The organism is Companilactobacillus bobalius (assembly GCF_009764355.1).
On sequence record NZ_LNUA01000032.1, the window covers coordinates 652,805 to 666,581 of the forward strand.

At 32.3% G+C, this 13,777-nt stretch carries 16 protein-coding genes; 2 read left to right on the top strand and 14 right to left on the bottom strand.

The window, feature by feature from the left end; genetic code table 11:
* Positions 1-11: 11 nt before the first annotated feature.
* The 9 genes from ATN92_RS10260 to ATN92_RS10295 all read right to left on the bottom strand — a co-directional run bounded on the left by ATN92_RS10260 (position 12) and on the right by ATN92_RS10295 (position 7,058).
* On the bottom strand, positions 12-1,589 hold the full coding sequence (locus ATN92_RS10260) for a permease-like membrane multi-spanning protein (RefSeq protein ID WP_056952772.1): 1,578 nt from the start codon (positions 1,587-1,589) through the stop codon (positions 12-14).
* A complete protein-coding gene (locus ATN92_RS10265; RefSeq protein WP_158106714.1) occupies positions 1,582-2,346 on the bottom strand; it encodes an ABC transporter ATP-binding protein in 765 nt (254 codons plus the stop codon). Before ATN92_RS10265 ends, ATN92_RS10260 begins: the two co-directional genes overlap by 8 nt.
* 200 nt (positions 2,347-2,546) lie before the next feature.
* Positions 2,547-2,987 (bottom strand): hypothetical protein, encoded by a 441-nt coding sequence (locus tag ATN92_RS10270; protein ID WP_143444152.1) that lies wholly within the window; start codon positions 2,985-2,987, stop codon positions 2,547-2,549.
* Between the two features lie 6 nt (positions 2,988-2,993).
* Positions 2,994-3,116, bottom strand: a complete 123-nt coding sequence (locus ATN92_RS19095; RefSeq protein ID WP_256970539.1) for a hypothetical protein — start codon at positions 3,114-3,116, stop codon at positions 2,994-2,996.
* A 101-nt stretch (positions 3,117-3,217) separates the two neighbouring features.
* On the bottom strand, positions 3,218-3,955 hold the full coding sequence (locus tag ATN92_RS10275) for a LytR/AlgR family response regulator transcription factor (RefSeq protein ID WP_056952999.1): 738 nt from the start codon (positions 3,953-3,955) through the stop codon (positions 3,218-3,220).
* A 5-nt stretch (positions 3,956-3,960) separates the two neighbouring features.
* Positions 3,961-5,235 (bottom strand): GHKL domain-containing protein, encoded by a 1,275-nt coding sequence (locus tag ATN92_RS10280; RefSeq protein ID WP_056952778.1) that lies wholly within the window; start codon positions 5,233-5,235, stop codon positions 3,961-3,963.
* A gap of 50 nt (positions 5,236-5,285) precedes the next feature.
* The gene (locus tag ATN92_RS10285) at positions 5,286-5,723 is read right to left on the bottom strand and encodes a hypothetical protein (protein ID WP_056952780.1); all 438 of its coding nucleotides are present in this window, start codon (positions 5,721-5,723) and stop codon (positions 5,286-5,288) included.
* A gap of 342 nt (positions 5,724-6,065) precedes the next feature.
* On the bottom strand, positions 6,066-6,632 hold the full coding sequence (locus ATN92_RS10290; protein ID WP_056952782.1) for a hypothetical protein: 567 nt from the start codon (positions 6,630-6,632) through the stop codon (positions 6,066-6,068).
* A gap of 9 nt (positions 6,633-6,641) precedes the next feature.
* Positions 6,642-7,058, bottom strand: a complete 417-nt coding sequence (locus ATN92_RS10295) for a cytidine deaminase family protein (protein ID WP_054643679.1) — start codon at positions 7,056-7,058, stop codon at positions 6,642-6,644.
* 175 nt (positions 7,059-7,233) lie between these two features.
* Here ATN92_RS10295 and ATN92_RS10300 point away from each other — a divergent pair, with 175 nt between their 5' ends.
* Together ATN92_RS10300 and ATN92_RS10305 are read left to right on the top strand one after the other, a co-directional pair.
* Positions 7,234-8,133 carry an ATP-binding cassette domain-containing protein gene (locus ATN92_RS10300; protein WP_056952784.1) on the top strand — a complete coding sequence of 300 codons (900 nt, stop codon included), beginning with the start codon at positions 7,234-7,236 and terminating at the stop codon, positions 8,131-8,133.
* A gap of 2 nt (positions 8,134-8,135) precedes the next feature.
* Positions 8,136-8,888 (top strand): ABC transporter permease, encoded by a 753-nt coding sequence (locus ATN92_RS10305; protein WP_056952786.1) that lies wholly within the window; start codon positions 8,136-8,138, stop codon positions 8,886-8,888.
* 51 nt (positions 8,889-8,939) lie between these two features.
* Here the strand turns inward: ATN92_RS10305 and asnB are convergent, their stop codons facing one another.
* From asnB to ATN92_RS10330, 5 genes are all read right to left on the bottom strand, one after another.
* The gene (gene asnB, locus ATN92_RS10310; RefSeq protein ID WP_056952788.1) at positions 8,940-10,838 is read right to left on the bottom strand and encodes an asparagine synthase (glutamine-hydrolyzing); all 1,899 of its coding nucleotides are present in this window, start codon (positions 10,836-10,838) and stop codon (positions 8,940-8,942) included.
* Between the two features lie 50 nt (positions 10,839-10,888).
* Positions 10,889-11,416, bottom strand: coding sequence for an SLAP domain-containing protein (locus ATN92_RS10315; protein ID WP_056952789.1), 528 nt, complete (start codon positions 11,414-11,416; stop codon positions 10,889-10,891).
* A 326-nt stretch (positions 11,417-11,742) separates the two neighbouring features.
* Entirely contained in the window at positions 11,743-12,090 is a 348-nt protein-coding gene (locus ATN92_RS10320) for a hypothetical protein (protein WP_056952791.1), read from the bottom strand.
* Positions 12,091-12,096: 6 nt separating this feature from the next.
* Positions 12,097-12,864: a DUF2705 family protein gene (locus ATN92_RS10325; protein ID WP_082604536.1), complete on the bottom strand. Its 768-nt coding sequence runs from the start codon at positions 12,862-12,864 to the stop codon at positions 12,097-12,099.
* Positions 12,842-13,768, bottom strand: a complete 927-nt coding sequence (locus ATN92_RS10330) for an ABC transporter ATP-binding protein (protein WP_158106715.1) — start codon at positions 13,766-13,768, stop codon at positions 12,842-12,844. The genes ATN92_RS10325 and ATN92_RS10330 overlap by 23 nt, the downstream gene beginning before the upstream one ends.
* Between the last annotated feature and the right edge of the window lie 9 nt (positions 13,769-13,777).

A 13,777-nucleotide genomic window follows, 5' to 3' on the forward strand; every position in this document is an offset into this window, starting at 1 on the left:
AGTTTTACTTCCTATTCAAATTTTTGCCAAAATTTCTGACGATAATGCTCTACCACTATAAATGATAAAGCAATTATTAGAAGGGCCGCTGTCCCATTAACTATAAATGTCGGTTTACCAGTACCGATTAAAAAACTATAAAGTATTATGATACCAACACTAAGAATCATGACGATTAACATCTTCAAAACAATTGCCATATTTCCGCCACCACGATTAAATAACTCTGTAACATTAGTCCAATTTGTTATACGCAAACGATAATCACGACTAAAATAGTACAAACTTACCAAATAAGTTCCCCAAATAGTACTGAGAATCATAGATAAGGACAAATAAAGATTCAATTTCCACACAATAATCATCACTATGATCAATGCCAGATTAATTATTATTTGGAAAATAAACCCTAAAAGAAATTTACGTTTTAAATACTGTTTCATTGATATTGGCAATGAACTGACAAATTCTAAGCTACCTCGATCTAAAGAAATTATATTAGCAACCACTGTCGTCGAATTAGTTGTAAAAGCACTAAAAGCTAATCCACCAACGAAGAAAACTCCCACCCATTTCAAAGGTAAATCATTAGGGATTTGTGTGAATGCAAAACTGATAATAAAAATCAAAGGTAGTGCAACTGAATTAACAAGTACCTGTAATAACATATTTGATTCTTTCAATACTTGACGATTATAAGCATCCAAAATAGCATTAAGATTCTTTCGCTCAACGTGCTTACGTTTACCAGAAGCAGACAACATCTGTGAATTAATACTTGTCAATTGACTACCTAAATGAGGTAAGATAGAACGTTTCAAAATAAAACCTAGAATCAGCAACACAATGATCAATCCCGCCCAGTTCAACAGGCTTATTACTGACATTGGTTCTACAAAAGTTTTGAAAAGTGGCAATATGATTGGATTGATAGCTTGATGCTTCCCTGCCATGTAATCACTATTATTCACCAAAAGGATTCCGGCCATAGCAATTACTAAAGTAACAGCCATTAAACCGTTCATAACCATTTTTTGATGTTTACGGAAGATCTTAGTTTTAGTTAAGGCAAAGACAATAATCGCACAAGCAAACAAAATTATTGTCAAAATAATACAAAAAGCTATTACGGATAACAAAAGTGCTATTGGAATCATAACTCCAGCATGCCATGCCGTTGAAAAAAAGGCTATGAATAATGGAAAAACAAACGGTATAACATTCATGGCAACTACGGTCACCTTGCTGAGAAAGATCTCTTTTTGTTTAAAAGGTAATGGCAAATAATTGTTTAAGTCTTTACCAGCAAAGAAAACACTGTATATACCGGAAATACTTTGAGAAATAGCTAGCAGAACAAATAAAACGACATAATAAGTGAACATATCAGGATATTCAACTAAATTAATTGGTAACATTACCGTTCCGTAAATAAGGAAAAATATCAGTCCATTAAGCAAAAATTGCATCTTCAATTTATTTGTTAACTCAACACCACTCTTACCTTTCCTACGCAAACGGTCGGTTACTTGAGGATTCAATAGTCTCAAGTTAACAGCCAACAGATTCTTGAATTGATCCTTATTCATGGGAATCACCTTCAATATCATCAACTAAGCCATCACCATTTTGGCGACCTGCCATTTTCAAGTAGATTTCTTCAAGTGACTCATCGTTATTCTGATCCAAAAGATTTTGTACTGAACCGTTATAGATCAAAACACCTTTTTTCAGAATTGCTAACTCATCACACAATTGTTGAGCTGTATCTAAATTATGAGTTGAAAAGATAACTGTTTTACCTTTAGCCGCATGTTTTTTCATCAATTGCTTTAAATCATAAGCTGCCTGAGGGTCTAATCCTTGCATTGGTTCATCTAGAATCCAAACATCCGGATCAGGCAACAAAGCTCCAATTATAATTGTCTTTTGACGCATACCGGGAAAAAACCTCGTCATTGTTTCATCAACGTGCTCAGACATATTAAATAAAGTTACTAATTCTTGGCGTCTCTGTTGTACATCAGCTACCGACAAATTATAAGCTGACGTTAAAAGGTCCCAATATTCCGCTGCTGTTAGTTGCAAGAAAATATCCGGGGTATCAGGAACATAGGCAATTTTCTCTTTGATTTCTTGACGATGCTCTTGTAAATCTAGACCGTCAACTTTGATAGAACCACTAGTTGGTTCAATAATGCTGACTAAATTTTTGATTGTGGTCGATTTACCAGCACCATTGTGACCTAGAAATCCAAAAATTTCTCCTGATTTAATTTTGAGATTCAAATGCTGCAAAGCCTTCTTATCTCCATAATTTTTACTTAAATCCTCAATTTCAATCATTAATTAATCTCCCGTCGAGTAATCTCTTGATTCAATAAGTATAACAATTCCCGTTTTTTCAATATAGACAATTAGTAATTTATTCTTTGAAAAATTTATCAATATAAATTGACAAGAATTATCTTTTCCTGTATTGCATTATTCATCCAATACAATTAACAAAAAATCATAGGACAATTAAATCGTTCTATGATTTCTATTTAGTTCTCTTGTCTCACTAGTGCAACATCTTGGTGAGTTTCTTTTTCAACTATTTCAATCATTTCCGCAATATCGGACGTATCGGAAACAGAACTGGATAAATCTAGATTAATTTCATATCCATTCTTTAGTTTTACTGTCAGATAATAGTCAGATGGGAAACGGTCCAAAACAGTATCCGGACTATAAGCAAAAAGAGCACCACTTTCCTTTACCATTGATGGTGCCTTAATTCCTGCTGTTGCCACTAATTTAACGGCTTCAATTTCAGAGTAATTAATAAGACTTTCTTTAGTCTTCTTGGGTACGAGTATTGCCTTTACTTTTTGCCCGGTGCTAGAGAGATCACTGTATCTAATACTTTGTTTATCAACTTCCCAATATCCATAATTCTTAGTTAAGTTCAGAGTACAAATCATGATCATCACTACTAAAGACAAAATTCCCTACAGAAGACTGATTGATACATTATTGAACATCAAAAAAATTGCATAGCCGATAATGATACTTGATGCTAAACAACTCAGTAATGGTACGTAATTAATTTTCTTACCAAAACTAACTTCCAAAACCATCATCCCCTTTTAAACTAAGTATAGTTCTTTCGAGTAAGCGTTTACTGTAAATTTATAAAAAAACTTCAGTTGATCAAAAAAGATCAACTGAAGTTTTATTTTTTTAATTTAACTAGAGTTCTGGTGCCTAACACCGAACAGAGAACCTTTTCACCGTCTATCATGGTAGCCTCACGTGTATGTTTATTGACTGATTCAACATTATCAACGTTAACCACATAAGATTTATGACATCTAAAGAAGGACTCATTCTCATCTTCAATTCTTTTAATCGTACTGTAAAATTCAAATTGTCCATCTTTCAAGTGAACAATTACTTTATGTGGTACAGGCGAACTTTCAAAGAACAAAATATCACTGACTTTAATTGATCGAACTAGTTCACCGGTTTTAATTTGATAGTATTCCTCACTATCTGAAGCACTTTCTTCAAATTGCCTATTGCAAAGATCAATATCCTCAATAATTCGACCTTGAATTTTTTCTGGATAATCTTTTAGAATAAAGTCCAATGCTTCAATTTGATACTTAAAGGTTAAAAATACCATTTCTGAATGATTCGTGATAAAGACAATTTTACCTTCAAAATCGATTTTTCTAATTTCTGCAGCTAATTCAATGCCGTTGATTTTATTCTCACCTAAGTCGATATCAATGAAATACAATCCTTTATCAATCTCATTATTATTTAAATAATCCAAGATTTCATTAGGATCATCTGTCGCGATTCTAACTCTCATATCAAGATCCTCTATTAGAAGATAATTCTTAATATATTCAACGACTTGACTCAATTGTTTTGGATCGTCTTCACAGACATAGATATCAATCACTGGCATCATCCCTTCGTATTAATCGTTATCTTTTGCAAAAAATAATTATTCAATTTCATTGTTTCTAGTGTTGCTCGGTTGTTCCGATTGATTATTTCGCTTAGATTTTTCAAACCGAACCCACGATTAGAACCTTTAGAAGAAAAGCCTCTTTCTTTCATTTTCCAAACGGGAATATTATTTTTTATAAGTGAATTCTGAACAATGATTATAATCGCTGCAACTTCTTTAATAAAGCCAACTTGAATTGTCCCATGTTCTTGATCTCTCGTTTCCTCAATCGCATTATCCAAGATAATTCCCAATGCTAAAGCTAAATCTAGTGAATCCATTTGAAAACTCTTAATCTCATCCTTAGCTTCAAATGATACCTTAATACCATCTAATTGTGCAGCATAGAGCTTGTTAAAAACAATACTTTTAATCTCCTTATTATCGATGCGACTAAGATCCTCAAACTTATACTTTTCTTGATTCAAATCCACTGAGATAGGTTTAATAGAATTATTGTAATATTTTTTTAATCCTTCAAAATCGTCAGTTCTTAAATACTCCTCTAAAGATAATAAAGTATTTTGATATTCATGTCTAAATTTTCGCAATTCATTATAATGTTGTTCTATTTGAATAAGATATCGGTTAGTACTCTCATTCCGAACTTTTTGTTCACGCAACTGCAAATCCTTATTTATCGTTTTAGTTCGAGCTATGTGAACAACAATAAAAGTAATAACAAAGAGTAAAACAATTACAAAATTATAAATAACATTTTGTAATTTGTTACCGTTCATTGCTTCTGTGACAGTAATTAAGCTCATTGTTACAACCAGCATAATAGATGTAAAAATTATTTCTGTACTAGAAAATTGATAATCTTTCTGCAAATTATTTTCTAGGTCACTTTGTAGAAAATAATATAATCCTACAGCCAAAACTATTCCCCAAATTAATATTGAAGAGTTATAAAACCAACTATAGTTTCCTAATTTCATTATTCGAAAAATAATATCAATTACATGATCTAATAAAACTCCAATACTGTAATCTATTGCAGCAATGGCGATAGAAATCTTAAAACTTTTTGTTAACAATAACAAGTATGTCAAAAGTGTTCCCATCATTCCAATTATTGTAGCCAATTGGCCATACTCGGCCAAAACAAACATTACGGGTATATTAACAAATAAGTAAAATAAATCTACTCTCTTAAAACGTAAATCCTTAATAAGCACCTTAGTATTCAAAAAAAACAAAAGTAATTGAATAAAAAGTATTGCCATAAAAATCTCCTCATTTTATCTTATAAAAATCCCAACACAGTTTCATTTCTTCATACTTTTCCTATTCCTGGCGAGCCCGATGAATATTCTTTAACTGAGAAATCATATGGATTAATTAGATCACGGTTATTTAACTTAATGATCATCGAATTAACAATTTTAACATTAAGCGTAGATCGAATTTCTACAATTATTTTATATTCATGCTTATTACTTAATTTACACACATTTCGTAAATTAATGCGACAATTTTGCCAATTAAAAGGTTCATCTTTTTCATTGATGGCCTTTTTTGCTATCTTTGTAAATTGTCTTTTTTGATATTTATTGAGTCGATGAATTTTTTCATTCTCTAATATTATCGTTTTATTAGTGGAATTGTAATACGGTGCTGAATGATAATTTTGATATAACTTAGGAATTCCTACAACTCCCATAATTATTAAAATACAGATGATCCAAATTATTCTTGCTACTTTATTATTCATTATAATCTCCTAAAAAAATCTCGACCAATTTTACAATCGGTCGAGATTTTCAGTTGCGCGTCAATAAATACCACTGTGAATAGTTTAGTTGTTAGAGGTTTTATTTATGTATTTTAGATGAACCATTAATTCAAAGCCATAATTACTGATTCCACCCTAGACAATATTCAATTAGAATGAGTTCATTATAAAATACATGTATCGAGAAAATAAAATATTTATTTCAGCACTTCTTCGACTGGTGGGAGGTAAGGGGGTTCCCATCAATCTACGTTTATATTCTACAAAACCATGAAAATTATAGCTGCTTTTATCTTAAAAGCCACAAATGCCATCATTATCTCAAATCTTTTTTGACTCAAAAAGCCTGATACCATCGTTTATATACTGATAAATATCGTTTTTATTGAATACTTTTAAGGATTCATTCTTCGCCACAGTGAAATCTGATTTAAATTCAGCAACTAATAGCGGTAAATCAGTATCTTCAATTTCTTTAACATTGGTAACAATTGGGAAAGATAAGTTTGGTTCAGACAAGCCATATCTTAGAATCAAATCATGATTTAGTACTGTGAAATCAGCATAATACTCCTCTAATAATTCTGCTTTAGGATAACTTTTATTGTTAAGAATATATTTTTTAAAGACTGTTTCTAGCCACAATTTGTCCCCCAATAAATGTAAATAATATCCTAATTGAAATTGTGTTAGATTTGGTCCATATTCTTCAAAAAATAATTCAGGACAAATATTTCTTTTTCCGTGAATAAAATGTGTCAATGCCTTGGGAGTTTTAGAATCCTTATTAACATCAGGTGCAATACTACCTAATAAAAATTCTTGATTGTATCCATGTTTGTCGGCCAATACTTTTGCCATTGAGTAATGCATAATTCTTGATCCCATTGTTTGCCTCTATTTTGTCTTAATGCTTCCCCACCAATTAGGGAACAATTCTCCTAGTGTAGTAGTTTCTCTTTTATCATAATTAACCATAATTTCTGTATCTTTATTATTGCTAGAGAATTCCATCAAAGTTTCACGGCAAGTTCCACATGGTAATCCATCCAATCCTGATGGTGGTGTATCTCTAAACGCAATGATTCGCTTAACTTCCATTTCGCCACTGTCTTGCAACATGTTCAAAAGAGCGACTCTTTCTGCACAAAGATTGATCGTACCACAAGCCATTTCAATACAATATCCCGTATAAATTTTTCCGGATTTACTTTCTAAAGCGCAGACGACATTGTTTGCATAAACAAAGTCATTCAATTCGGCTGGCTTATACAATGGTTTCGCTGCTAAATATAATTTTTCCCAAATATCCATAAAAAAGCTCCTTTAAGTAATATGAATATAAGTATATCACCATTTTAATCTATCGCTAATTTTATTAGTTAAAAACTAATTATAGTTTAATTGTTAATTCTTGTTGAAATTTTGTGATTATTGTTTTACTGTATTAGTGTACTGGTACAGGCGAACAATAAAGGAGAGAATTTCTTTGAATACAACACTTTTAAAAATCCAAGATTTAAACAAATCATTTGGCAACAAAAAGGTATTGAACAATATTAATTTCACGGTCCAACAAGGTCATATTATTGGTTTGATTGGTGCCAACGGTGCTGGTAAAACAACTATTATGAAAGCTATCCTAGGTATTTTACCTTTCAATGGCAAAATCACTATTAGTGATAAGGAAGTCTCCATACATCAACATCGACCACTACAATCAGTTGGTGCCTTGATTGAATATCCAGGACTCTACCCTTATTTGACCGGTCGAGAACAACTTAGACTCTTCTCCACTGGTAAAGATCGTGAACAAAAAGTTAACAGTATTATCAATAAATTGAGAATGGATCACTTTGCCGATCAAAAGACTAAGGGTTATTCACTCGGTATGAAACAAAAACTTGGCGTTGGTTTGGCACTCTTAAACAACCCACAGTTTGTCATTCTAGATGAACCAATGAATGGTCTCGACCCTAAGGCTACAAAAGAATTACGTGATCTAATCGTCCAAGAAAAACAGAATGGTGTTACCTTCCTAATCTCCAGTCACATTCTTAGTGAATTGCAACGTATCGCTGACGATGTGATTGTCATCAATCATGGTGAAATCGTTACTTCAACAACTATGGACAATCTTTTAGCTGCTAATAAGAAATTCTACTTAATCGAAACCAGCAACAATGAAATGGCTTCTGACTTATTATTAAGAAATAATTATCAAGTTGAAAATAAATCAGCTTTAGAAATTCCTATTACCGATAACTTTTCAATCAACAATCTTTTACAGCTATTGTTGTCCAACAACATCACGATTAACGATATTAAACAACAAGATGGAGACCTCGAAGAATCACTCTTGAAGGTCTTAGATAGTGAAGGTAAATAAGCATGAAAACATTAATTAGACAAGAATCTTATAAACTCATGAAGCAACGTAGTACGCAAATATTTTTAATCGGATTATTCCTTTTTCAACTACTAGTCGTCTTTTGTTCCAAAAAGTACCCTAAATTCTTAAGCGATAAAGACGCCTTTCTTAACAATTACATGGCTATTATCCTAATTACATTTTTTATCATTGCCATCTGTAGTACAGTCATCACTAAAGAACGACAATTTGGAACTTTGCGTTCTCTGCTCTATCGAAAATTTTCCTACATTCAAATCATCACTAGTAAGATAATCACATTATTAACTTTCACTATTTTACTTTTTGTAGGTAACTCACTGGTCAGCTTAGCATTCAAATTCATCTTTGCTAATAATCTCGATTTAACCCATAAAATTTGGAAAACTTGGTTACTAACTAATCTCAACAACTTTCTAACATTGTTGTTCTTAATGAGTCTAGTCATTCTATTAGGAACTTTGCTCAATAGTTCTAATCTTGCATTAATGATTGGTATCATTGGTTACTTCGTCATCAACGTCTTTAATCAAATGTTACTTGCATTAATTGCTAAATTCGATTGGCTCAAGTGGAATCCCTTAAATATGATGAATCTTGGCGAACAAATTCAAAGTCACGGTCTTCATCAAATGACTCAACTATCATTAACACAGATTTCCATTGGTTATATCATCTATGTTGCAATCTTTATTATTCTAGCTATTTATAGTTTTTGTAAAAAATCCGTATAAGAAAAGTCTAGTAAATTTGGAAAATAATTCCATCTTTACTAGACTTTTTATTTACGCTTGAAGTAGTACTTGTGGATCAACATCAGGTTTCTTACCACCATCAATAAAAAATACTTTGTACCAAATTAGGAAAATATAAATTGTCCATACTTTACGACGATCATCATTCTTTCCTTCATGACAATCATCCAACATTTTTATAATTAGTGACCGGTCAAAGAATTTTTCAGCAAAATCAGTTGAGAACAATTTACGAAATTCTAGATATACATCATCTGTTTTGATCCAATCTCTAATCGGAACTGGGAACCCTAATTTTTCTCGTTTAGCCCATTCTTTAGGAAGATTTCTTTCGGCAGCTACTCGCAAAGCATATTTACTATCTTTACTATTTAACAGATGCTTAGTAGGAATCTTCGCTGCTATCTCTGCCATTTCTGTATCTAAGAATGGTACTCGTAATTCAGTTGAATTAGCCATACTCATTCGGTCGGCTTTCAAAAGGATATCTTTGGTCATAAATTGATGTAAATCTAGATATTGCATCTTCTTGACTTCATCTTCAGATTGACTAACTTTTTGATAACTCTTCATCACTATTTCTGAAACTGATTCTGAATCTTGATACTCAGACTTCAATATTTGTTTAGCTTCAGTTTCATTGAAAACCCTGGCCTGTCCAATAAAGAATTCTTCTGCCTTAGCAGTTGATTCATATAAGTGCAATCGACCCTGAAAATTGGGAACGTGTTTTAATCCACGTGCTAGATTGTATCTTATTCCTTTTGGCAACTTCTTTAAATTTTCTCCTAAAATTCGGACTGCTTTGGAATGTGAGTGATAACCGTAGTTAGCATAACCAGCAAATAATTCATCGGCTCCCTCACCAGAAAGTATCACTGTCACATCTTTACTAGCCAATTTGGTCAAAAAATATAACGGAACACAAGATGGATTAGCTTCTGGCTCATCCATATGATACTGAATCAACGGTATCGATTTGATAGCTTCTTCTCTAGTTACTATTCCTCTGGTATTTTCCAAACCTAATTTAGAAGCCAACGCTGAAGCAGCGCTACCTTCTTCATAGGTATTCGTATCAAAATCAATAGAATAGGTATGTTGTGGTTTAAAGATAGCTGTCACATAACTGGAATCGACTCCACTAGATAATAATGAGCCCACTGGCACATCACTAACAGAATGTTTTTTAACCGAATCATGCATAGCCTGATCAATTTGATCTACAGCATCCTCTAACGACAAATTCTCTTCAGAAAATTTCATATCCCAATACTTAACAATCTTTAATTGACCATTCTTAAATGTAAAATAGTGACCTTCAGGAATTCGATAAACATTTTTAAAGAAAGTTTCGTCAGTCGCTGAATATTGGAAAGTTAAAAACGGCTTCAATGATCTTTCATTGAATTCTTTTTCAAAATTAGGATGACGTAAAAATGCTTTGATTTCAGAAGCAAATAGAAAGGTACCGTTATGATTGTAATAGTACAAAGGTTTAATTCCAAAAAAGTCTCTTGCACCAGTGATCTCACCTGATTCAAAATCATAAATGATAAAAACAAACATACCACGAATTTGCTTTAATAACTCGTCAATACCCCACTCTTCAAATCCATGTACCAATACTTCTGTATCTGTAGAAGTATTAAAAACATGTCCTAAAGATTTCAATTCTTCTCGTAATTCTACATAATTATAAATTTCACCGTTAAAAACAACAGCTTTTGTTTTATCTTCATTGTAGATTGGTTGCATCCCATTATTAACATCAATGATACTCAAACGTCTAAAACCAATCGCTACATTCTTATCTTGAAGTGTCCCCGCACTGTTGGGTCCACGATGTCTAATTGCTTCCATCATTGAATTCAAAACTGGTTTTTTATCGGCAATCTTTCCATCGACAAAGCCAACAATTCCGCACATAATTTTTCTCCCTAATCATTCAAATAAATATTATTTTAAGATTCAAAAATTTAATCCACTGCTACAAAGTCACCCGTTTGAACATACTCATTCGTTGCTACTCTTACATAGGAAATTCCATTGATCGTTATGAATCGATCAGTATGCCAAATTGTGTTAGGTGCTAAAGAACGTGAGATTCTAACGCCACTTCTGTTATAAAGACTTGCTGGTGTTTTACTACTAATCTTGATATTACCTGTATCATTCTTGTAAAGAACAACTTGTTCACCCTTTACAAATTCATTATTCCCCACACGATAATAGATATTTCCACCAACAGCATTTTGAATATCGACTCGCCACGAAGTGCCTTCTCCTAAGAAACGTGGAAGTTGCTTCCCATTAACATCATATAGTGGAATAGATTTTTCATTTACCATTACGCCACTAGCAAATCCGGTAATTGATGATTGACTATTTTTTGACGGTATAAAAGAACTGGTACCATCAGCTGAGACTGTATTAATGTTTGTCACGACAATTGATAATGATGCTGCTACAGCCAGACTTAGAGACATAAATCTTTTAATTCCCATTACGTTTATTCCTTCCACTTCCATCATTAATGCTTAGAATTTATCAATAACTTCGAAATAAAGAAAGACATTTTTTCAAGTTTATTTGGCCCATTTATTTGACGAAATTTAATAGTTTAAAAATCCCCAACAGAATTAATTATATTTATTAATACTTAAATATAATTTTTCGGCATTTCATTGTCATATCAATAAAGATCAAAATTTGAATCTATATCATGTTCAATAACTGCGAGATATAAAATAATAAAATAAATATGTCTGTTCATACAAAAAAGGCAACCACATTATATTAAATATGTGATTGCCTTTATTCGTAATATTCATCAATCGTTTCTAATCAATGATAATGAAACACCGTGCTTTTTTGGAACTAATTTATAATCTGTTGCTTCCATTCTCATATCGTAACTTCCCCGATATTGACCATTCTTAATAGTTAATACGTCATCATAATTAACTTTATACCTGTAAATTTGCTGATATAAACCATTTTTCAATTTCATCTTTGATTTCGTAAATTTTGCTACACCTTTTTTATCACCATTTTGTTTTACAACCCAACTGAACCTTTCCAAAACCTGGGTAGTAGTCAGTTCGTGAGGACTTTTAACAATCCAAATTCCTACCACAACAATGACCATCACTACTCCAATAAGGTATTTCTTCTTCATGTCAGATTACATCTCCTTGTTTCTAATCACTACTACCGACAACACAATGGTAACCAAAAGTACTAATAAGCTGACTGAAATGTAATTCCACAACTGATTATTAGGAATCAATCCTAAACTAATCTTCATTGCAACACTGAAGAAATCAAAGTACTTTAACCAACTCCAATTAGCAATGTTATGCACTGTTGTTACTAGAATTGGACAAATCACAATGAAAATTGAACCAATTACGATTGACGAAGTTAAAAGTAATACTAAAATGGCTAAACCAAAAATCACACTAATGAAAAAGGCAATTACTAAGGATGTCTTAAAAACTGTTGCTAACAATTTTGACCAACTCGTACCTACAGAACGAGATAATAACATCCCTGTAACTATACTAGTAAAAAAGTAGACTAGGCTTAACACAAAAATATTTATTAACATAACCAAATATTTAGAAATAATAAATTGTGTTCGAGTTATCCCTGAAACCAATGTATTTTTATACGTCTTTTGACTAAATTCGTAGCCAATTGTCATTACAAAAATACCGATAAAAGCATATACCAGAAGACTTGATGATAAGGTGCTGGCATTAATACCGTCTTTTAATGTCCAAAGCTTTGATGAATCCAGTTTTGCCATTGAATCAGTCGTGACCATGATTCCACCAACAATATTTTTACCAGTAATAACGGCTGAATACCCAATAGCAAAGAGTAATGTTAAATAAATTCCCAAAGTGTGACTCAAACGATAGAAGTCAGTTCTTAATTGATTGAGCATTCTTAATCCCTCCTATCAAATTTGTATAATAATCCTCTAATGATTTTTCCTCTTTAGTTAAACTGATAACTGAGATACCATTTTCAACTAATTCTCGATTCAATTTAGAAGAATCAATCCCTAATGAATGGATCAAGATATTTTTATCGTCAACTACCGTGAATTTTTCCATAAACTTTTGATCAATCACTTGTGCTGCTTTTGAAACATCATCGACTGTCAAAACAAGACCAGATTGATTAGCCTTATCCAACTCCTCTTTGGTAATTTCTTTAATCAATTGTCCATTATAGATAAAGCCGAATCGTGTCGACACTTGATACAACTCTGTCAAAATATGACTGGAAATTAAAATGGTGATTTGTTTTTCCTGATTTAATTTCTTTAATAATTTTCTAAATTCAATAATTCCTGATGGATCAAGTCCATTGATTGGCTCGTCCAATATCAGTAGGTCTGGCTCAGGCAAAATAGCGATTGCCAACCCTAATCGCTGTCTTTGACCAAGTGACAAATTCTTAGCCTCCGTATGAACCTTTTCCGTCAAACCAACGCATTGCATTATTTCTGTAATCTTCTTAGAGTCATTGATACCACGCTGTATGGCAACTAATTTCAAATTTTCTTGAACTGTCAATTTGCCAAAAGCGGCTGGAGTCTCAATAACGGCTCCCACATGTTTAAGTGCTTGCTGATTATTTTTTTGATCAAATAGCTTAATTTCACCAACTTTGAGTGGCGATAATTGTGTGATCAAACGCATAATAGTGGTTTTTCCGGCACCATTGGAACCAATCAGACCGTAAATATCACCTTTTTGTAAACTGAAACTCACATTGTCGATGGCTTTATAACGGCCAAATGACTTGCTGATATTATTCACTGATAGAATTGTTTTCATCATAACAATCCC